The organism is Actinomyces johnsonii (assembly GCF_006546835.1).
Taxonomy (GTDB): Bacteria; Actinomycetota; Actinomycetes; order Actinomycetales; family Actinomycetaceae; genus Actinomyces; species Actinomyces johnsonii.
On record NZ_VICB01000005.1, the window covers coordinates 331,258 to 351,991 of the forward strand.

Below are 20,734 nucleotides of genomic sequence, written 5' to 3' on the forward strand. Positions count from 1 at the left end.
GGGTCTCCCGCCTATCGCCGGGAGACCCCTCGCCCCGGTTCAGGACGACGCTGTTCCGGCACCTGCTTCCCACTGAGGAATCGGTGGGACAAGGGATCCGCCAGGCGGGGTTTCCCGGTCACAGCTTCATCGCCGTAGCCACCACTGGGGAGTCAGGTCGGCAAGAGTCATCGTCTTCCCCGCGGCGTAGTCGATCATCACCTCGATAGCGCCGAACTTGCTCGGCATCAGCTGCGTCATCATTTCCCGACACGCTCCACAAGGCGGACCGGTACAGCCATCACGCATGATGGTCAGAACACGCCGAATCGTGTCCTCACCGTTGGTGATCATGTTGAGTATCGCGTTGCGCTCGGCACAGATTCCCAGTGTGCAGGCCGTATCCACGCAGACTCCCGTATAGATTCTTCCGGAGGACGACTCCACTGCAGCGGCGACACCGCCCGCCTCGATATAAGAGGACACGTTACGAGGATGCTGAACAGCCTTGGCCGCTTCGTACAGTGAGACCCACGTTGTGCTCAAAGGTGTTCTCCATCTGACCCGGTCTGTCCTGGGGTGGGGTCGGGTAAGGGCTTGCTGGTACCTCCGGTGGGATTCGAACCCACAACACTCCGATTTTGAGTCGGATGCCTCTGCCAATTGGGCTACGGAGGCACGCCGCCCGCTCTGCGGGGGGCGCCATCAGCGAGATCATACTAGGATCACAGCCGTGAGCAATGAGTTCAGCACCACCAGGTCCCGCCGGGTGCTCGTCGCTGAGGACGAGACCCTCATCCGACTCGACATCGTCGAGACCCTCACTGACGCAGGATATGAGATCGTCGCCGAGGCCGCAGATGGGGAGGAAGCCGTCCGCCTGGCGGATGAGCACGCCCCTGACCTGTGCGTTCTCGACGTCAAGATGCCGGTCACCGACGGCATCACGGCGGCGGAGAGGATTCTTGAGAAGCACAACTGCGCCGTCGTCATGCTGACGGCCTTCTCACAGACCGAGCTCGTGGAACGGGCCAGCGCCGCTGGCGCCATGGCCTACGTAGTCAAGCCCTTCACTCCGGCGGACCTCATTCCGGCACTCGAGGTCGCCATGTCTCGACATGAGGAGATCCTCTCGCTGGAGAGTGAGATTTCTGACCTTACCGACCGCTTCGAGACCCGCAAGCGCGTTGACCGGGCCAAGGGCCTGCTCATGGAGCGTATGGGATTGAGCGAGCCGGAGGCCTTCCGATGGCTGCAGAAGACCTCCATGAACCGGCGCCTGACCATGCGTGAGGTGGCCGACGCCGTTATCGAGCAGGTCGGTGCCGCCAAGAAGGACTGAATGCGTCCGTCCCGGTGCATCAGGTGAGCAGGCTGCGAAGCGTCCCCACAGCGATTGTCCGCTCGTCCTCGTCAGTCACCGTTACCTGGTAGACCACGGTACGACGTCCGCGGTGCAGGGGGATGGCCGTGGCCTTCACCCAGCCCCGGGTCACGGATCGCAGATGGCTGACCGTTAGCTCCGCCCCGACCGGGATTGTGCCGTCGGCCGCCGCACGCGCTGCTACGGAGGCGGCCGTTTCGATGAGCGCAGCAGTGGCGCCGCCGTGAAGTATCCCTACGACCTGGCGAGCTCCCTCGATGGGCATCCGAACCTCGGTCCTGTCCGCGTCGCGGGTGACGACCTCCATCCCGAGCGTCTCCATGAGTGTCCCCTCCTCGCTGTCCTCCAGCACCGCGTGCAGTGCGGAGGAGGCGGAGACGGCCGAGCCGGCGGGACGAGGATCCGGGTACGGGCGCCGGGCTGGGTCCGGAAAGGCTACGGCCGCCGCACTCGCCCCGGAGTAGGAGGCCGCAGTGACACGGCCCACGGGTCCTAGTGGGCCCACGATCGCAGGCGAGTTGGAGGAGTCGGCGGACCCGGCCGTTTCCGCCGGGGACTCGGCGGAAACGGAATCATCAGGCCCGTTGGACTTCAACGAACCGGAGGGGACAAGAGGTGTGGAGGACGCGGGAGGGGCCGAAGAGCCGGGAAAAGCCTGGGAGTCGAAGGGCTCTCCTCCGGATGCGGCAGAGAGGGGCGAGTCGGACTGTTGAGGGCTCATGGGCCTAGGCTGGCACGGTGAGCACCACCGCGACCAGCCCTGCGACGAGCCCAACACCTCAGAACCCCTCGGACCCGGTTCCCGGACGCCTTCTTCTTGTCGACGGTCACTCCATGGCCTTCCGCGCGTTCTACGCGCTACCGGTGGACAAGTTCACGACGTCGACCGGTCAGTCCACTAATGCCGTCCACGGCTTCGTCTCCATGTTCCTCTCGCTGCTGGAGAACGAGCGACCCACGCACGTCGCGGTCGCCTTCGACCTGCCGGGCGGCACCTTCCGCTCCGAGGAGTACCCCGAATACAAAGGAACCCGTGACGAGGCTCCCCAGCCCTTCATCGGACAGGTCGAGCTCATCCAGGAGGTCCTGGACGCTATGGGGGTGAAGGTCTTGACGGCCCCGGGCTACGAGGCGGACGACATTCTGGCCACTGTGGCCGCCTCGGCGCAGGGCGAGGGAATGGAGGTCCTCATCTGCTCCGGAGACCGGGACTCCTTCCAGACCGTCACCGATCAGTGCACCGTGCTCTACCCGGTCAAGGGAGTCTCGAAGCTGCGTCGCACGACGCCGGAGAAGATCGAGGAACGCTACGGGGTGACGCCCGAGCGCTACCCCGAGCTCGCCGCCCTGGTCGGCGAGAGCAGCGACAACCTTCCCGGGGTTCCGGGCGTGGGCCCCAAGACCGCGGCCAAGTGGCTGAACCTCTATGGCGGCCTCGACGGAGTCATCGCCCACGCAGACCAGATCAAGGGCAAGGTCGGACAGTCCCTGCGCGACCATCTCGACGACGTGCTGCGCAACCGCCGTCTCAACCGTCTGCTCACCGACTTGGACCTTGGGGTCGCTCCCGGGATCGATCTACGCGTCTTGGGGGCCGACCGCGCCTGCCTGGCGCGCGTCTTCGAGGCTTTGGAGTTCCGCACTCTGCATCAGCGGGCACTGCGCATCCTGACCTTCACCGATACCTCCGATCACGCGGAAGCCGCTGCAGGGCAGGAGTCCGGGTCTCTGGGGGCGCTGGACGACTTGGAGATCGTCTCACTCGGTCACGATCTTTCAGCGGGGAATCTGTCCCAGTGGTTGGATGCCCGCCTGTCGACGTCCGGCGGGCACTGCCTGCTGGGAGTCGACGTCGTTGGAGTCCTCAAGCCTGTGGAGGGCGATGCCATGCTCGTCTCGCTGTCCGACGGCGCCCATGCGGTTGCGATCGATCTCGCCGAGATCCTGCCCGAAGACGAGGCGGCCCTGGCCAGGGTCCTGGCTGATGTCGACCGGCCCAAGCTGGTCGCCGACGCCAAGGGCAGCTGGCACGCTCTGACCGCCCGGGGACTGAGGCTGGACGGCGTTGTCGCAGACCCGTCACTGGCAGGATATCTGTGCCGGCCCGAGCAGCGCAGCTACGACGTCGACACTCTCGCCCAGCGCTGGCTCGGAATCGACCTTGCAGCCATCGGCGAGGAGAAGACGGACACGCGCGAGGGCCGGAGCGAGTCCCAGAGCGCCTTCGACCTGGAGGCCCTCGCCTCTGACGCCGTGCCCGTCGCCCACCTGGCCAGTGCTCGCCGGGCCGCCGTCCTGCTCCCTCTGCAGTCCGTGCTCGACGAGCAGATGGCGGCCCGCGACGCCGTGGGGCTGTTCACCGATCTGGAGATGCCCGTGGCCGCGAGCCTCACCGTCATGGAGAACGCGGGTATCGCCGTCGACGACGCCGTACTCGCGGCTCGCGAGACCGAGCTCGATGCCCGCGTGACTCACGCCGCCGAGGGCGCCTACGCAGCCGCCGGGCGAGAGCTCAACCTCTCCAGCCCCAAGCAGCTCCAGGCCGTCCTGTTCGACGAGCTGAAGATGCCCAAGACCCGCAAGACCAAGACCGGCTACACCACGGACGCCGATGCCCTGGCTGGGCTCTACGCCAAGACCTCCCACCCCTTCCTGGAGCACCTTCTCGAGCACCGCGACGCCATCAAGCTGCGGCAGACGGTTGAGGGACTGCGCAAGGCGACCCAGGCCGACGGGCGCATCCACACCACCTTCCAGCAGACCATCGCCGCCACGGGGCGCCTGTCGTCCACCGATCCCAACCTGCAGAACATCCCGGCCCGCAACGAGGAGGGAATGCGCATCCGCGAGGCATTCACCGTCGGCGATGGCTACGAGTGCCTTATGACGGCGGACTACTCGCAGATCGAGATGCGCATCATGGCGCATCTGTCCGGCGATCGCGCGCTGATCGAGGCCTTCCGCAGCGGAGAAGACCTGCACCGCTACGTCGCCGCCCTCGTCCATGGCATCGAGGTCGACGACGTCACCGCCCAGCAGCGCAGCCACGTCAAGGCCATGAGCTACGGACTGGCCTACGGCCTGTCCACCTTCGGACTCGCCCGTCAGCTCGGCATCGACAATGCCGAGGCCGCCGACCTGAGAAACGCCTACTTCGCCAGGTTCGGGCGGGTTCACGACTATCTGGAGTCCGTGGTGGAGCAGGCGCGTCGCGATGGCTACACCCAGACGATGTTCGGCCGTCGCCGCTACCTGCCCGACCTCACCAGCGACAACCGTCAGCGTCGTGAGATGGCCGAGCGGGCGGCCCTCAACGCCCCCATCCAGGGCAGCGCGGCCGACATCGTCAAAAAGGCCATGATCGACGTCGACCGTGTGCTCAATGAGCAGGGGCTCGCCAGCCGCATCCTCCTTCAGATCCACGACGAACTCCTGGTTGAGGTCGCGCCCGGGGAAACCGGATCCGTCGAAGCTCTCCTCGAGGATCAGATGGGCGGGGCGGCCGAGCTCTCGGTCCCCCTGGACGTCGCCGTCGGGCGGGGGCGCACCTGGCGCGAGGCCGCCCACTAGAACCTCCTCGGAGTCGTCGATCCGCCCTGAATAACTCGTTGATATGCGAACGAGATCGTCGCGTCACCCTTTCGATACGCAGTTGTCAGACGACGTGATCGATTGCACGTACTTACGGGATAATGCTTGAGGATCGTCTAGTTACGGATTCGTCACGTGCTGCTAAGGTTCACTCGTGCGCTCCTGGGCGTCTCCTATGAGAGTAATCCAACCAGGGTGATGAATTGGTCCGGGCCGGTTCGCCATCATGGGGAGCGCGCGGTTTCTATCAACCCGATCCAACTATCCGCATTCGGAGCATCCACTCAATGACAACCACTACGCCCAGCCCCGCCCCGGTCGCCGTCAACGACATCGGCTCGACCGAGGAGATCCTCGCCGCCGTTGACGAGACCATCAAGTACTTCGATGACGGCGACATCGTCGAGGGCACTGTTGTCAAGGTCGACCGCGATGAGGTCCTCCTCGACATCGGCTACAAGACCGAAGGCGTCATCCTCGCTCGCGAGCTGTCCATCAAGCATGACGTCGACCCCGACGAGATCGTCTCCGTGGGAGACGAAATCGAGGCTCTTGTCCTGCAGAAGGAGGACAAGGAGGGCCGTCTGCTCCTGAGCAAGAAGCGCGCGCAGTACGAGCGCGCCTGGGGCACCATCGAGCGCATCAAGGAGGAGGACGGCGTCGTCACCGGCTCCGTCATCGAGGTTGTCAAGGGTGGTCTCATCCTGGATATCGGCCTGCGTGGCTTCCTCCCGGCCTCCCTGGTGGAGATGCGTCGTGTACGCGATCTCCAGCCCTACGTCGGCCGCGAGCTCGAGGCGAAGATCATCGAGCTGGACAAGAACCGCAACAACGTAGTCCTCTCCCGCCGCGCTTGGCTCGAGCAGACCCAGTCCGAGGTCCGTACCAACTTCCTCCAGACCCTCCAGAAGGGTCAGGTCCGCTCCGGTGTCGTTTCCTCCATCGTCAACTTCGGTGCCTTCGTGGATCTGGGCGGCGTCGACGGCCTGGTCCACGTCTCCGAGCTGTCCTGGAAGCACATCGACCACCCCTCCGAGGTCGTCGAGGTTGGCAACGAGGTGACTGTCGAGGTCCTGGACGTCGACTTCGATCGCGAGCGTGTCTCCCTGTCGCTCAAGGCGACCCAGGAGGACCCGTGGCAGGCCTTCGCCCGCACCCACGCCATCGGTCAGGTCGTTCCCGGCAAGGTCACCAAGCTGGTTCCCTTCGGAGCCTTCGTTCGTGTCGAGGACGGCATCGAGGGCCTGGTCCACATCTCCGAGCTGGCTCAGCGTCACGTCGAGGTGCCCGAGCAGGTGGCCAAGGTCGGTGACGAGGTCTTCGTCAAGGTCATCGATATCGATCTGGAGCGTCGCCGTATCTCCCTGTCGCTGAAGCAGGCCAACGAGGGCGTCGACCCGGCCTCCGAGGACTTCGACCCCAGCCTCTACGGCATGGCGGCCGAGTACGACGAGCAGGGTAACTACAAGTACCCCGAGGGCTTCGACCCTGAGACCAACGAGTGGCTCGAGGGCTACGACGCTCAGCGCGAGGCCTGGGAGGCCGAGTACGCGGCGGCTCACGCCCGTTGGGAGGCCCACAAGGCTCAGGTCGCCAAGGCTCTGGAGGAGGAGCAGGAGTCCGGCGCGCCGGCGGCCCCCGCGGGCAACGCCTCCTACTCCTCGGCTCCGTCGGAGGCCTCCGGCACGTTGGCCTCCGATGAGGCCCTGGCCGCCCTGCGCGAGAAGCTCACCGGCAACTGAGCAACTGTATTGCGTCACTGATCAGTGGCATCCTTTGAGGGTCTCCGCCTGCACCGCAGGCGGAGACCCTCAGGTGCTGGTGCCTTCTCCCCATCGCCCGGATAATGCCGCCGTGCGAGGCTGGGAACGGGGCTGATGCTCCCTGCTCCCCGGAGCAGGACGATTCGTACGCGACGACCGATGGAGACGGATATGAGCTGTTGGGACGACATTGCCCGTGCTCTGGAGGATGTCGACCCCGTCTGCCCCAGTCGTGCTGGCACTGCGGCCCTGTGGAAGACGATCGCGGCTGACGCCCCCGGGGGGCCAGATCCGAAAGGGGCGCCTGATCAGGTGGTGCGGGCACTGTCCGCTGTCGATCGGGCGTGGCTGGTCCAGCTGGGCCAGGACCCGGATACGAGCAAGGAACAGCTGGAACAGGCGATCTCCTTGTGCCAGAACCTCAGGGCGGCCCACGGCTACTCGACGCTCCCGCTGCGCTACGCGAGGGTGGAGCTCTCCGCTGTCCTCGGCCAAAGAGACGAGGCTCTCGAACAGCTCCGCGAGGCGAGACTGTTCTCCTTCGGTAAGACTGATACCGGTGCGGTGCTGGCAACCGCTCGTATGCACGACGACTACTCCGGCGTCATCAACACCACAACCGCAGCGCCGAACCGTGTCGACGTCGACCCGGTGGAGACCGCGCAGGGGCTGGGTGCGGTCCTGGTTCCCTATCTGGCTCACAAACGACTAGTGGAGGCCGAGGACGCATTCGCCTCCTTGAGCCAGCTCCACCTGCCCGATGCAGCCTTGCTTCTGTCTTTCGGCGACAGGCTCGAGTACCTCGGCCTGTCATCCCAGTGGCAGCGAGCCATCGCGCTCATGCGCCACACCAACTTGAAGGGCGCGTCCGAGGCGTCTGCCTGGCGACTGATGAACACCGCCGTCGGCCTGGCCCTCGTCATGAGGGAGGCGAACAGGGCCGACTACGGCAATCGTGCCCTGGGCACCTCGTTGACCTGGAAGACCCCTTGGGGGGATCTGGAGCTGACAGCTTGGGACACAGTCGCCCACGCCTACGACGTCATCACCAGCTTCGCTCGCGGCATTGCCGTTCGATTCGATACCCGTAACGGCAACAACGGTGTCTCGTACCGGATCGAGATGAGGATGGCTGCGGAGGCAGCGGGTCTGGCCAGCAGATCCTATGGGACGGTGACGAGTGCCGTCCCGGCCGACCGTTCCCGGCTGCGCAACCAGGGAGCTCTGCTCAAGGAGGTCCGCGAGCTGCTCACCCTGTCGCGCGGCTACGGCATGGAGTCGGTACGTCAACGAGCCATGTCGACGGCGGAGACCGTGAGCGCCTCGCTATCCGATGTCGTGGACGACTCCGCCCTGGAGCTGGTCGTCGATCTCCGCCTCGCCTTCGGCCGGCTCCTGGCAGCACTGGGCGCCAACGAGCGGGCGGAGAAGGAGCACCTCGACACGGCGGAGCTGAGCCTGAGCCAGGGATGGACGGAAACTTCCTGCGCTGCACTGGCCCTGGCGTCGCACGCCGCCCAGGCGCGCGGCGACAACGCCGCCAGCCGCCGCGCGTGGCAGCAGTGCCTGGAGGCGATGACCACCTGGCCGATGAACCGTCCAGGGGAGCGCTGCGGGATACTTGTCGACGCCGTCGGCGATCCTCTCATTGCGGTGCAGGTTCTCTCCGCACTGGCGGAGGTCCTGGTTGAGGGGGTCGAGGAGGACAACTCGCGAGCGCCGATCGTCCGAGAGATCATTTCGCGGGCATCGACCCAGGTCTCCCGTTGCGTGCGTCCCCCGCGCCGGGCGGCAGAGGCGCTGGCGCGGGTCGAGGAGCGCATCGCGCCCTACGGGCGGGGCCGAGGAGGGAGAAGGCGCCCGGGCTCTTCCACGACGATCAAGGCCGGTGACCAGGACATCTCGGCGCCCGTCTGAACGTCCCGGCCGCATTCGCCGCCACGGGCGCCGGGAATGAGCTGGCCCTCGTCAGGCGGGGCACGGCATGATGGGGTCATGCGCCACACACCTGCCGCCCAGACCACTCGCCATCCTGCGGACCGCGCTCTGCGTGTGGGGCTGACGGGGGGCATCGGGGCCGGTAAGTCCACTGTTGCCGCGCTATTGGAGGCACGCGGTGCAGTCGTGACCAGTGCTGACGAGGTCTCTCGCGATGTGGTCAGCCCCGGAAGCGATGGTCTTGCGGCGGTCGTGGCTGAATTCGGGGACGGCGTCCTCGCCTCCGATGGCTCGCTCGACCGCAGCGCCCTGGGGCGTCTGGTCTTCTCCGACGACCTGAGCCGCGCGCGCCTGGAGGAGATTCTTCTGCCCCTCATCGCGGCCGAGGCATGGGCCCGGATGGAGACGATTCCGGCTGGGCGGGTGGCGGTATACGACGTCCCTCTGCTTGTCGAGGGGCAGATGCAGGACATGTTCGACCTCGTTGTCGTCGTCGAGGCGGACCTTGAGCTGCGTCTGAAGCGACTCGCGCAGCGCGGCATGGACCGGGAGCACGCCCTTGCCCGCGTCGCTTCGCAGGCGACGGATGAGGAACGACGGGCTGTGGCCGACGTCGTGCTGTCCAACTCCGGGTCGATTGATGAGCTGGAGGCGGATGTCGACAGGCTCTGGACCACCCGGATCATGGCGCCGGAAACCATTGCCTGACAACGGGGGAGGCCTTCCCATCGGCTGATATCGCGCAGACCCCTACAGTGGGTTGAGGAGCCGCGGCGTCCCGACCGCCGTCGGGTCGGACGCATTAGTCGTACGAAAAGGAACCGTCATGCCTCGATCACCGATGGCCGCCCCCACTCGTCGAAGCCTCCTGCTGCTCGGGAGCCTCACAGGGGTCGGGATGCTCGCGGGCTGTGTCGTCATCCAGCGGCCGAACCGGGAACCGAGCGAGAAATCGAGCCCAGAGCCGAGCAGGCCGTTGTCCAAGAAACCGGTCCTGTACCTCTACCCCTCAACGACGACGGATCTCTCGGTGAGTCTGGATTACAAAGGGACGCTGACATACACCTATCCGACGCCGCAGACTCAGGCGGATGGTCGCGTCACGTGGCAGGTGACGGCATCTCCCAACGGGGACATCACTGACGCCACGGGGCGGCACTACCCGTCACTGTTCTGGGAGGGGGAGGAGCCCACCGCCTTCGCTCAGGATGAGGGCTTTATTGTCGATGCGGATGCGGCCACCGGTTTCCTGGAGGAGAAGCTCTCCGTCCTGGGCCTCGACCAGCGTGAGGCGGCCGAGTTCATCACCTTCTGGGGGCCGCGGATAGCCGAGCGGGGCAGAGCCCTGGTCACCTTCGCCACTGACGAGTACGCTCGCCGCGCCGTCTACCGCTTCACAGACACCTCCTCCGGCGCCGAAATCGTCCCGGAGACGTTCATCCGGGTCTACGTCGTTATCGGAGAGGTGCCTCAGACGCCGGTTCCGGAACAGGAATTGGCGCCCGCGCCTGCTCGAACCGGATTCACCGCCGTCGAGTGGGGCGGAACCGAACGGTAGAGCCGGCGGGCGCACTCAGCCCAGTCGGCTGCTACGCCGGGAGGCTGCGCGAGCAGGGCCGAAGGCGCCGACGATGGACGCGGAGACAGCAACGATGAAGGCCATGAGAGCTCCTTGAATCGGTGTGGGAGGACAGGGAACGAACGGGGATTGAGACCCACGAAAGTGAGGCCAGGACACATTGGCGTCCTGCCCGCACCACCGTAATAGGTGGATCCGATTTAATGGTTCCTAAGCGGACACAAGGACGTATCAGTGTGATGACGGCATGATTCCAGGGAGGTGAAGGGGGCGGTTGAACCGTCGGGGCTCTCGGAGGTGCAGGCAGGGCCGCGTAGTCTGGAGGCATGCGTCCCGTCACCGAGCTCCAGCGCGCTGCCAAGCCCTTCGAGGTCGTCAGTCCCTATTCGCCCAGTGGTGACCAGCCCACGGCGATCGCCGAGTTGACCGAGCGCCTCCAGGCGGGGGAGAAGGACATCGTCCTACTGGGCGCCACCGGAACCGGGAAGTCCGCGACGACCGCTTGGCTCGTCGAGCAGGTCCAGCGTCCCACCCTCATCCTGGAGCCGAACAAGACGCTGGCCGCTCAGATGGCCGCGGAGTTCCGCGAGCTGCTGCCGAACAACGCGGTGGAGTACTTCGTCTCCTACTACGACTACTACCAGCCCGAGGCCTACGTCCCTCAGACGGACACCTTCATCGAAAAGGACTCCTCCATCAACGACGAGGTCGAGCGTCTGCGGCACAGCGCCACCAACTCCCTGCTCACCCGCCGTGACGTCGTCGTCGTGTCCTCCGTGTCCTGCATCTACGGACTGGGCACTCCTCAGGAGTACGTGGATCGGATGACTCCTCTGGAGGTGGGGCAGCAGATCGACCGGGACGAGCTTCTGCGACGTTTCGTGACGATGCAGTACACCCGCAATGACATCGACTTCACCCGCGGTACCTTCCGGGTACGGGGGGACACGGTGGAGATCATCCCGATGTATGAGGAGCTCGCCATCCGCATCGAGTTCTTCGGCGACGAGATCGAGGCCCTGGCCACGCTCCACCCCGTGACCGGAGACGTCATCGACACCGCCGAGCAGGTCTTCGTCTTCCCCGCCTCCCACTATGTGGCAGGCCCCGAGCGCATGCAGAGGGCCATCGAGGGCATCGAGTCCGAGCTCGCCGAGCGCCTGGCCCAGCTCGAGCGCGACGGCAAACTCCTGGAGGCCCAGCGCCTGCGCATGCGCACCACTTACGACCTGGAGATGCTCCAGCAGATCGGCATGTGCTCAGGGATCGAGAACTACTCCCTGCACATCGACGGCCGGGAGACCGGCACCCCGCCCAACACCCTCCTGGACTACTTCCCCGAGGACTTCCTCCTGGTCATCGACGAGTCGCACGTGACCGTCCCCCAGATCGGCGCCATGCACGAGGGGGACGCCTCCCGCAAGCGCACCCTGGTCGACCACGGGTTCCGCCTGCCCTCTGCCCTGGACAACCGGCCCCTGACCTTCGCCGAGTTCGAGGACCGCATCGGACAGACCGTCTACCTGTCGGCCACCCCCGGGGACTACGAGACCCAGAGATCCGACGGCGTCGTCGAGCAGATCATCCGGCCTACCGGGCTGGTGGACCCCAAGGTGGTCGTCAAGCCCACCGAGGGGCAGATCGACGACCTGCTCGAGGAGGTGCGCACCCGTGTCGAGCGCCAGGAGCGCATCCTCGTGACCACCCTGACCAAGCGCATGGCAGAGGACCTGACCACATATCTCGCCGAACGGGGTGTGCGCGTGGAGTACCTCCACTCCGACGTCGACACCCTGCGGCGCGTCGAGCTCCTGCGCGAGCTGCGGTTGGGGCGCTTCGACGTGCTGGTCGGCATCAACCTGCTGCGCGAGGGCCTGGACCTTCCGGAGGTCTCGCTGGTGTCCATCCTGGACGCGGACAAGGAGGGCTTCCTGCGCTCGACCCGCTCCCTCATCCAGACCATCGGGCGCGCCGCCCGCAATGTCTCCGGCGAGGTCCACATGTACGCCGACACCATCACCCCGGCCATGGCCGAGGCCATCGAGGAGACCGAGCGGCGACGCATCAAGCAGCTGGCCTACAACACCGAGCACGGCATCGACCCCCAACCGCTGCGCAAGAAGATCGCCGACGTCACCGACATGCTCGCCCGTGAGGACGTCGACACCGCCGACCTCCTGGCCGGCGGCTACCGGGGCCATGAGGACCCCTCGGTGCGGGCCCGGCGCAAGCAGACGGCCGAGGCCACGGTGCGCGAGAAGCTCGCCGGGGCGGCGCAGGGCGACCTCGTCGAGCTCATCAACGAGCTCACCCAGCAGATGCACGCCGCGGCCGAGGAGCTCCACTTCGAGCTCGCCGCCCGGCTGCGTGACGAGATCCAGGACCTCAAGAAGGAGCTGCGCGCTATGCGCGCCGCCCAGTGAAGGAACACTGCAGTTTGCCTCACGCCGTCTTTTAGAACTTTGGTCCTGGAGTGGGGAAGGAGGGCTCGCGACTCTCTTGGGGGAATATCCAATATTCACTCCATCTTGTTGTGTGTTGACGTGAGACTCTTGTAGATATGCAGCGTGTTATGCGTGTTGCAGATTATCTATTAATAGGTTGCCAAGCCTTGTCCTCTCCTTAACGTGACCATATAGTGATTGTGTGCCGCACCACTGTTGTTGCGAGGGAGTGTGAGTGGACATGGCCGAGCTCGACATCGATGTCGCTGACGGAGAGGGCGGGCGGGTTGCCTCCGGCAAGGTGTCGTTGGCCGCGCTGACCGCACTTGGCATCGGATCGATGATCGGGGGCGGGATCTTCGGTTTGCCACAGCAGATGGCCGACGCCGCAGCGCCCGGGCCGCTTATCATAGGATGGCTCATTACGGGTGCCGGCATGCTCATGCTTGCCTTCGTCTACCAGCGGCTGGCCATCAACCTGCCCGAGATCAATGCCGGTGTCTACGGTTATGCTCGTGCCGGCTTCGGCAATCTCATCGGATTTTCATCCGCGTGGGGGTACTGGTTGTCAGCCTGGATCGGCAATGTTGGCTATCTTGTGCTGCTCATGGCCTCATTGGGCGTCTTCCTGCCCGGGTTCGGCAATGGTAATACTGCACTTGCCATCGGGATCGCCTCAGTCGTCATGTGGATGTACCACGCCCTGATCCTGCGCGGCATCCGAGAGGCCGCCATCATCAACGCCATTGTGACCGTCGGCAAGGTTCTACCGCTGATCGTCTTTGTCCTCATCGGTCTGTTTGCTTTCAAGCTCGATATTTTCACTCACGATTTCTGGGGAGCCGGTGTCGGCACGGGGTTTGGTGCGGTGGTTGCCCAGGTCAAGAACATGATGCTGGTGACGGTGTGGGTGTTCATTGGCGTTGAAGGGGCATCGGTGTTCTCCGAGCGGGCCAGAACGCGTGCCGATATCGGCAGGGCAACAATCCTGGGCTTCCTCTCTGTCCTGGCCCTTTTGCTCGCCGTCAACATTCTGTCCTATGGCATCGTCCCTCGCTCCGAGCTCGCCAAGTTGGGAGACCCCTCCCTGGCGGGGGTGCTTGAGGCGGCAGTCGGTCCATGGGGGGCGAAGTTCATCGCCCTGGGACTCATCGTCTCCCTGGTGGGGGCCCTGCTGTCCTGGTTCCTCATGCTGGCCGAGATCATGCGTGTTCCCGCCCAGGAGGGGCTCATGCCCTCGTTCCTGGGCCGCGAGAACGCTAAAGCCGTGCCCGTCAACGCCTTGTGGCTGACCATGGGGCTGGTTCAGCTCTTCCTCATCTGGACCTACTTCAACGCCTCGACCTACACGCGCCTCATCCACCTGGCTTCCGCTCTCATCCTGCTGCCCTATCTCCTGTCCGCCCTATTCCAGGTCCTCGTCGCAGTCAGAGACAGGTCTCGGGGCGGGTACTTCGATCTCGTCGTTGGCGTTCTGGGATCGGTGTACGGTCTATGGCTGCTCTATGCCGCCGGTCTGGTGTACCTCCTGTACACGGCCATCTTCTACCTGCTGGGCCTGCCCTTCTATATCTGGGCGCGGCGTGAGCAGGAGGCCAAGGTCTTCAATACCGCCGAGTGGGGGCTCGTCGTGCTCTTCGCCGTCATGTCCGTCTACGCCGTCTACGGACTGGCAACCGGTGCGCTGAGCCTGTGACCGCCATTCTCAACCATCTCCCTGTCATCTATGACCCACCGTTTTCGGCAGCATTTAATCGTGTTGCCACGACTTGGAAAGAGGAACAATGACCGAACAGAAGCACGGAGTCTATTCCGAAGTCGGCACACTGCGACGTGTCATGGTGTGTCGTCCCGGTCGCGCACACGATCGTCTCACTCCGTCCAACTGCCACGATCTGCTCTTCGACGATGTCTTGGACGTCCCCAAGGCTCAGCGTGACCACGATTTCTTCGTCGAACTCATGCGCGAGCGTGACATCGATGTCCTCGAACTGCGTGATCTGCTCGCCGATGTCTTGGACATCCCCGAGGCGCGCTCGTTCATCCTGGGCCGACGCATCAACCACGCCACCATGGGCGTGGGCGTCGCCGAGGACCTGCTGGCTTGGTTGGAGGAGATGCCCTCGGCCGAGCTCGGCGAGCTCCTTATCGGCGGACTCGTGTCCGACGAGGTGCCCACGGACGTGTTCGGCAGCTGCATCTCTCCTTTCCACGTCAACAGCGACGACCCCGAGATGCTCATCGCCCCCCTGCCCAACACCCTGTTCACCCGTGACAACTCTGCCTGGATCTACGACGGTGTCGAGCTGTCCCGGATGTTCTGGGGTGCCCGTCGACGCGAGGTTCTCCTGCTGACCGCTATCTACCGCTACCACCCGATGTTTAAGTACGACTACAACGTCTGGCTGGACACGGTCGACAAGGACATGGGGCACACCTTCATCGAGGGCGGAGACATCATGCCGATCGGCAAGGGCATCGTCCTGGTCGGCATGGGTGAGCGCTCGACCTTCCAGGCCGTCAGCCAGATCGCCAAGTCGCTGTTCGACGCTGGCTCGGCTGAGCGGGTCATCGCCGCCCGCATGCCCAAGGAGCGCGCTGCGATGCACCTGGACACTGTGTTCACGGTGTGCTCCGAGGACGTCGTCAACGTCTACGAGCCGGTCGTCCGGGCCATGGACACCTTCTCCCTGCGTCCCGACGAGACCGAGCGCGGAGGCATCAAGGTCACTTACGACGAGGGCTACTTCGTTGACGTCGTCTCCGAGGCTCTGGGCGTCAAGCTCACCCCGGTCATGTCCACCGCAGGACGCTACGGGGCCGAGTGCGAGCAGTGGAACGACGGCAACAACGTCGTGGCCCTGTCCCCGGGAGTAGTCGTGGCCTACGATCGCAACTATTCGATCAATGCCAACCTGCGCGCTGCGGGCATCGAGGTTCTGGAGATCCCCTCCAGCGAGCTCGGTCGCGGTCGTGGAGGCGGACATTGCATGACCTGCCCGATCGATCGGGACCCGGTCTACTGACCGAGCCGGCTTCGGAGTACAGACGTTACGGCCATGATGGTGATGGCGTTGCCGCCTCCGGGGAACCCCAGTCGGGTGGCGACGTCATGCACCCCACACCTGCGCGATGGGCCACTCCATGTGCCCGTACCGGTTAGCACGTTAGACTCTCGGACGTTATACACGGAGGGGAGTACTCCCAATCAACGGCGACGTCGTCATCACGGTGGTGCGGGCACACGCGGTCCTGCGTTCCCGGCGTCGCGGCCAGAGCGGCACGAGCCTTGAGCACCGGCGCCCGTGGCGGGAGGAGACCTCCGGTACCAGTTCCGTACCGGAGGAGAATACGTGGATGTCCACATTCTGGGGTGGATCGGCCTGGCGGCCATCATCCTGACCCTCATCGCGATCGACATCGTCGGTCACGTGCGCACGCCGCACGAGCCCACCATGAAGGAGGCTGCCATCTGGTCGGTGGCCTATATCACTATGGCCCTGGTCTTTAGCGGCATCGTCTGGTTCGTGTGGGGCGGCGGATTCGCCCAGCAGTACCTGAGCGGCTACATCACCGAGAAGGCGCTGAGCATCGACAACCTCTTCGTCTTCGTCATCATGATGTCCTCCTTCAAGGTGCCCCGGAAGTACCAGCAGGAGGTGCTGCTCGCCGGCATCGTCATCGCCCTCGTCCTCAGGCTCATCTTCATCCTCGCAGGCGCTGCGCTCATCAATAACTTCTCCTGGGTCTTCTACTTCTTCGGAGCCTGGCTCCTGTGGACCGCCTTCTCCCAGGCCCGAGAGGGCGTTGAGGAGCCCGACGACGAGGACGAGGAGTACAGGCCCAGCGGCTTCGTCAAGCTCGTCGCTCGCGTCATCCCCATGACCGACGGCTTCGTAGGCGGCAAGGTCATCCACCGCCACGCCGGGCGCACCATGATCACCCCCATGATGCTGTGCATCATCGCCATCGGCACCGCCGACGTCATGTTCGCCGTCGACTCCATCCCCGCGATCTACTCGCTGACTATAGAACCCTTCCTGGTCTTCTCCGCCAACGCCTTCTCCCTGCTGGGCCTGCGCCAGCTCTACTTCCTCATCGACGGACTGCTCGACCGGCTCGTCTACCTCCACTACGGCCTGGCGGTCATCCTTGGCTTCATCGGCTTCAAACTCATCGTCCACGCCCTGCACACCAATGAGCTCTGGTTCATCAACGGGGGCAAGAACTGGGAGACCATCCCGGAGGCCTCGGTCAAGGTCTCCCTGGCCGTCATCGTCACCACGATCACTGTCACCGTCATCGCTTCGGTCCTCAAGTCGCGAGCCGATGCCCGGCGGGCCGAGGTCACTTCCTGATCTTTCAGCCGTTGGGAGGAGGACTGATCTTCCACCACTCATTACCCTCTGAGCCGTGAGCGCCACGAACATCCCTCAAGCCCCGGTGACCGGGCTCAGCGCCGCACAGGTCGCCGAGCGCGTCAGCGCCGGACGGACCAACGAGTACCGCGAGCGGACCTCCCGCAGCGTCTCCCAGATCCTGCGGGCCAACGTCTTCACGGTTTTCAACGCCATTCTGGGCGCGGCACTGGCTGTCATCCTGGTGCTGGGGCGCTGGGGAGACGGGCTGTTCGGCGTAGTCCTCCTGCTCAACACCGCCACCGGTACAGTGGCGGAGATCCGAGCCAAGCGCGCCCTCGACCGCCTCGCGGTGCTGGAGACGCCTCGAGCCGTCGTCCTGAGGGACGGGGTCGAGCGGGAGGTTGCTGTTGGTGACGTTGTCCTTGACGACGTCGTGCGCCTCAGCGCCGGTCAGCAGGTCCCGGCGGACGGGGAGGTCATCACCAGCGACGGCCTCGAGATCGACGAGTCGATCCTCACCGGAGAGTCCCGGCCCGTGCGCCCGGAACGCGGCGCCCGAGTCATGTCCGGGACCACGGTGACAGCCGGGACCGGCCTATTCCGCGCCTCAGCCATCGGTGGAGATGCCTACGCCCACCGGTTGGCCCGGGAGGCTCGCAGGTACTCCCTCGTTGTCAGCGAGTTGCAGGCCGGAACCAACCGGGTGCTGCACTGGATCAGCTGGGTCATCATCCCCGTCGCCGTGGTCCTGGTGTGGTCCCAGCTGCGTCTGAGCGGGAGCATCGGCCAGGCCTGGAGCACCGGCGAGTGGAGGCAGGCGGTCGTCGTGGGCATCGCAGGCGTCGTCAGCATGGTGCCTCAGGGGCTGGTGCTCCTGACCTCCGTCAACTTCGCGACGGCATCCCTGGCGCTGGCCAGACGCAACGTCCTGGTCCAGGAGCTGCCCGCCGTCGAGGTCCTGGCCCGGGTCGACACCCTGTGCCTGGATAAGACCGGCACTATCACGACCGGCCGTATTCGCCTGGGGGAGATCCAGGGACCCGACGGCGGCCAGGCGCCGCCCGAGGTACTTGCGGCCCTGGCCGTACTCACCGGAACGGGCGAATCCAACGCCACCGCGGATGCGATTGTGGAGGGGCTCAAGGAGCCCGAGCGACTCGGTGAGCAGGGTCTGAGGGAGGCTCTAGTCTCAGCCGGTGAGTGCGAGGCGGGCGGCGTGGAGTCGATCCCCTTCTCCTCGCGCCGAAAGTGGTCGGCGATCCGAGACGAGGCCTGCGGCACCACATGGGTTCTCGGAGCCCCCGAGATTGTCCTGGCCGCTCACAGTGCGCCCGTCCTGGAGCGTGCCCGTCGGATTGCCGCGCAGGGGGTGCGCGTCGTCGCCCTGGCCCGATCACACTCGCCTTGGACACAGCCCCAGGAGCAGGACGAGCCGCGGCTGCCCGGCGACCTTGAGGCCGCCGGGATCGTCGTCCTCACCGAGGAGATTCGTCCCGACGCCGCCGAGACCCTCGCCTACTTCCGCCAGCAGGGCGTTGATGCCAAGGTCATCTCCGGCGACAGCCCCGAGACAGTGGCCGCCGTCGCCCGCCAGGCAGGAGTCACCGCTGCCGACGGCGGCGAGCTCGTGGCCCTGGACGCGCGCACCCTGCCGGCCGGCGCGGGCAGTGGGAAGGAGACGGAGGAGGACCTGAACCGTCTGGCTGACGCGGTCGAGGGTGCCAGTGTCCTAGGGCGCGTCACCCCCGAGCAGAAGCGGGCGCTGGTTCGGGCACTGAAGTCGCGCGGTCACGTCGTCGCGATGACCGGGGACGGTGTCAACGACGCCCTGGCCCTCAAGGACGCCGATCTGGGGATCGCCATGGGCAATGGGGCGCCGGCCACGAAGGCGGTTGCGCGCCTGGTGCTCCTCAAGGGTGAGTTCTCTGCCCTGCCGGGGGTTGTGGCTCAGGGGCGCCGCGTCATGGCCAACACTGAACGCATCGCCTCCCTGTTCCTGGCCAAGACCATCTACGCCTCACTGATCGCCGTCGTCGTGGCCGTTACAGCGATCACCTATCCCTTCCTGCCCCGTCAGTTCACGGTCGTCTCCTCGCTGACGATCGGGATCCCGGCCTTCGTCCTGGCTCTGGCTCCCAGTTCACAGCGCTACCGGGAAGGATTCTTGAGGAGGGTTCTCAGCCTGTGCGTGCCTGCGGGGCTCATGGCGGGAACCGTCACCCTGGCCACCTACCTCTGGCTGACGCTCACTCATGCCCCTCGAGCCCAGGTGACTACGGCAACCACTCTGGTTCTCGTCACGTGCGGGCTGTGGTTGCTCACGCTCACGGCCCGGCCGCTGTCCAGCTGGCGATTGGGGCTCGTCGTACTCATGGGATCAATAGCGGTCCTGGGTATCGTGGCTCCACCGGTGCGCGCCTTCTTCGAGCTGGCCTGGCCCAGCCCAGGGGTGTGGTGGGTCATCGCGCTCATGGCCGGACTGGCGATTGGCGGCATCGAGCTGGTTCACATAGTGCGGCGCAGAATCGTACGCAATCGAGGCTAAGAGCCTTCTACCTTGCGGCGACCAGGCGAAGCCACCCGTGTCGGGGGTGGATGCTGATATCGACCGTGAGGAACCCGGCCTCGCGGGCCAGGGCGGCAAGGCTCTGACCATCAGTCACATTCATATTCAGACGCTCCGCCCAGTGCCCCGCCGCTTCTCGATCGGCGACCTCATTGGTGATCACGAGCCGACCCCCGGAACTCAGGACGCGGCGAATCTCGATGAGACCGGCCTGCAGGTCCGGCCAGAAGTACGTGGTCTCGAATGCCGTCGCAACGTCGAAGAAGCCGTCGCGGAAGGGCAGATGGTCCACCGAACTCTCCACGACCCGCAGGCGCCCAGAGGCAACGGCGGCGCGGTTGACGCGCCTGCTGGTTTCAACTGCATCGGGGGAGTGGTCGACGCCGGCTACCTCGCGACGAGTCTGCGCAAGAATCCGGGCAATAGCCTTGCCGCCCCCGCAGCCGACGTCGAGCACCCTGTCTCGGGGGCGGATCCCCGCTGCCTTCAGTCCCCACCGGTGCAGGCGGGCGTGCCCGATGTTCATGCCGCGCAGAAGCACGCGCCCGGTCAGGCAGGAGGGGCGGGCGAACTGAGATTCGTCCGGGATGGCGGAGGACTTGGAAGACTGAGAGGAAACCACGGATCCATGCTCCCCGGCCTGACCAGACGGGCGCAAGGGTCGTTGCGGAATGAGCCGGCTCTGTTCCAGCTTCAGTACTGGTTCAGTAGTAGCCTCCTGCTGCGGTTCAGGCCAGGAGCCCGATGACCGGGTTCCACTCGCGTGCGATGCGCTCGTTGATGTAGCCGGCTCGGTGGAAGGGATCCTCCTCGAGCAGGGCCAGTGCACCAACCTCGTCATTGGCCCGCACGACGATGAGGGCGTCATGTGTACCCACGTAGGGGCCCGCGGCCAGCAGCTTGCCCTCATCGGCCAGGCGGCCGTTGAAGGCGCGGTGCGAGGGACGCACGGCGGCCATCTCCTCGTCCTTGTCGGTGACGTAGCGGTACTCGACGGCGTAGATCTTGCTCATGGGCTCCAGCATAGAGCTGAGAGACTCCGGCCATGGCCTGAAACACAGGGGGCCTGAGCATTCTTCCGACATCCTCGCGATGAGACGTGTCGAACACGTGTGCGATCGCACGACGG

General features: G+C 65.4%; 15 protein-coding genes and 1 tRNA gene. 11 read left to right on the plus strand and 5 right to left on the minus strand.

What is annotated here, in order from left to right; genetic code table 11:
- Positions 1 to 126 precede the first annotated feature (126 nt).
- Both FK256_RS06240 and FK256_RS06245 read right to left on the minus strand, forming a co-directional pair.
- The gene (locus FK256_RS06240; RefSeq protein ID WP_141424110.1) at positions 127 to 525 is read right to left on the minus strand and encodes a cytidine deaminase family protein; all 399 of its coding nucleotides are present in this window, start codon (positions 523 to 525) and stop codon (positions 127 to 129) included.
- Between the two features lie 55 nt (positions 526 to 580).
- Positions 581 to 657 (minus strand) — tRNA-Leu (locus FK256_RS06245).
- A 55-nt stretch (positions 658 to 712) separates the two neighbouring features.
- On the opposite strand from FK256_RS06245, the gene FK256_RS06250 reads away from it, so the two are divergent.
- Positions 713 to 1,321: an ANTAR domain-containing response regulator gene (locus FK256_RS06250; protein ID WP_141424112.1), complete on the plus strand. Its 609-nt coding sequence runs from the start codon at positions 713 to 715 to the stop codon at positions 1,319 to 1,321.
- Positions 1,322 to 1,340: 19 nt separating this feature from the next.
- On the opposite strand, the gene FK256_RS06255 is transcribed toward FK256_RS06250, so the two are convergent.
- Positions 1,341 to 1,850, minus strand: coding sequence for a PaaI family thioesterase (locus FK256_RS06255; RefSeq protein WP_039893789.1), 510 nt, complete (start codon positions 1,848 to 1,850; stop codon positions 1,341 to 1,343).
- Between the two features lie 251 nt (positions 1,851 to 2,101).
- Between FK256_RS06255 and polA the strand changes: the two genes are divergently transcribed.
- From polA to FK256_RS06305, 10 genes are all read left to right on the plus strand, one after another.
- Complete coding sequence (gene polA / locus FK256_RS06260; RefSeq protein WP_141424114.1) at positions 2,102 to 4,933, plus strand: DNA polymerase I; 2,832 nt, start codon at positions 2,102 to 2,104, stop codon at positions 4,931 to 4,933.
- A 308-nt stretch (positions 4,934 to 5,241) separates the two neighbouring features.
- Positions 5,242 to 6,696: a 30S ribosomal protein S1 gene (rpsA, locus tag FK256_RS06265; protein ID WP_009232880.1), complete on the plus strand. Its 1,455-nt coding sequence runs from the start codon at positions 5,242 to 5,244 to the stop codon at positions 6,694 to 6,696.
- Positions 6,697 to 6,888: 192 nt separating this feature from the next.
- A complete protein-coding gene (locus FK256_RS06270) occupies positions 6,889 to 8,634 on the plus strand; it encodes a hypothetical protein (protein WP_141424115.1) in 1,746 nt (581 codons plus the stop codon).
- A 78-nt stretch (positions 8,635 to 8,712) separates the two neighbouring features.
- A complete protein-coding gene (coaE, locus tag FK256_RS06275; RefSeq protein ID WP_009232882.1) occupies positions 8,713 to 9,363 on the plus strand; it encodes a dephospho-CoA kinase in 651 nt (216 codons plus the stop codon).
- Between the two features lie 118 nt (positions 9,364 to 9,481).
- A complete protein-coding gene (locus FK256_RS06280; protein ID WP_009232883.1) occupies positions 9,482 to 10,213 on the plus strand; it encodes a hypothetical protein in 732 nt (243 codons plus the stop codon).
- A 347-nt stretch (positions 10,214 to 10,560) separates the two neighbouring features.
- Complete coding sequence (gene uvrB / locus FK256_RS06285) at positions 10,561 to 12,657, plus strand: excinuclease ABC subunit UvrB (RefSeq protein ID WP_009232884.1); 2,097 nt, start codon at positions 10,561 to 10,563, stop codon at positions 12,655 to 12,657.
- 262 nt (positions 12,658 to 12,919) lie between these two features.
- A complete protein-coding gene (gene arcD / locus FK256_RS06290) occupies positions 12,920 to 14,374 on the plus strand; it encodes an arginine-ornithine antiporter (RefSeq protein WP_141424116.1) in 1,455 nt (484 codons plus the stop codon).
- Between the two features lie 88 nt (positions 14,375 to 14,462).
- Positions 14,463 to 15,704 carry an arginine deiminase gene (locus tag FK256_RS06295; protein ID WP_141424117.1) on the plus strand — a complete coding sequence of 414 codons (1,242 nt, stop codon included), beginning with the start codon at positions 14,463 to 14,465 and terminating at the stop codon, positions 15,702 to 15,704.
- A 327-nt stretch (positions 15,705 to 16,031) separates the two neighbouring features.
- Entirely contained in the window at positions 16,032 to 17,036 is a 1,005-nt protein-coding gene (locus FK256_RS06300) for a TerC family protein (protein WP_141424118.1), read from the plus strand.
- Positions 17,037 to 17,091: 55 nt separating this feature from the next.
- On the plus strand, positions 17,092 to 19,584 hold the full coding sequence (locus FK256_RS06305; RefSeq protein ID WP_141424119.1) for an HAD-IC family P-type ATPase: 2,493 nt from the start codon (positions 17,092 to 17,094) through the stop codon (positions 19,582 to 19,584).
- Positions 19,585 to 19,591: 7 nt separating this feature from the next.
- On the opposite strand, the gene FK256_RS06310 is transcribed toward FK256_RS06305, so the two are convergent.
- Entirely contained in the window at positions 19,592 to 20,227 is a 636-nt protein-coding gene (locus FK256_RS06310; protein ID WP_141424120.1) for a class I SAM-dependent methyltransferase, read from the minus strand.
- Positions 20,228 to 20,333: 106 nt separating this feature from the next.
- The gene (locus FK256_RS06315) at positions 20,334 to 20,618 is read right to left on the minus strand and encodes a YciI family protein (protein ID WP_141424121.1); all 285 of its coding nucleotides are present in this window, start codon (positions 20,616 to 20,618) and stop codon (positions 20,334 to 20,336) included.
- Positions 20,619 to 20,734 lie beyond the last annotated feature (116 nt).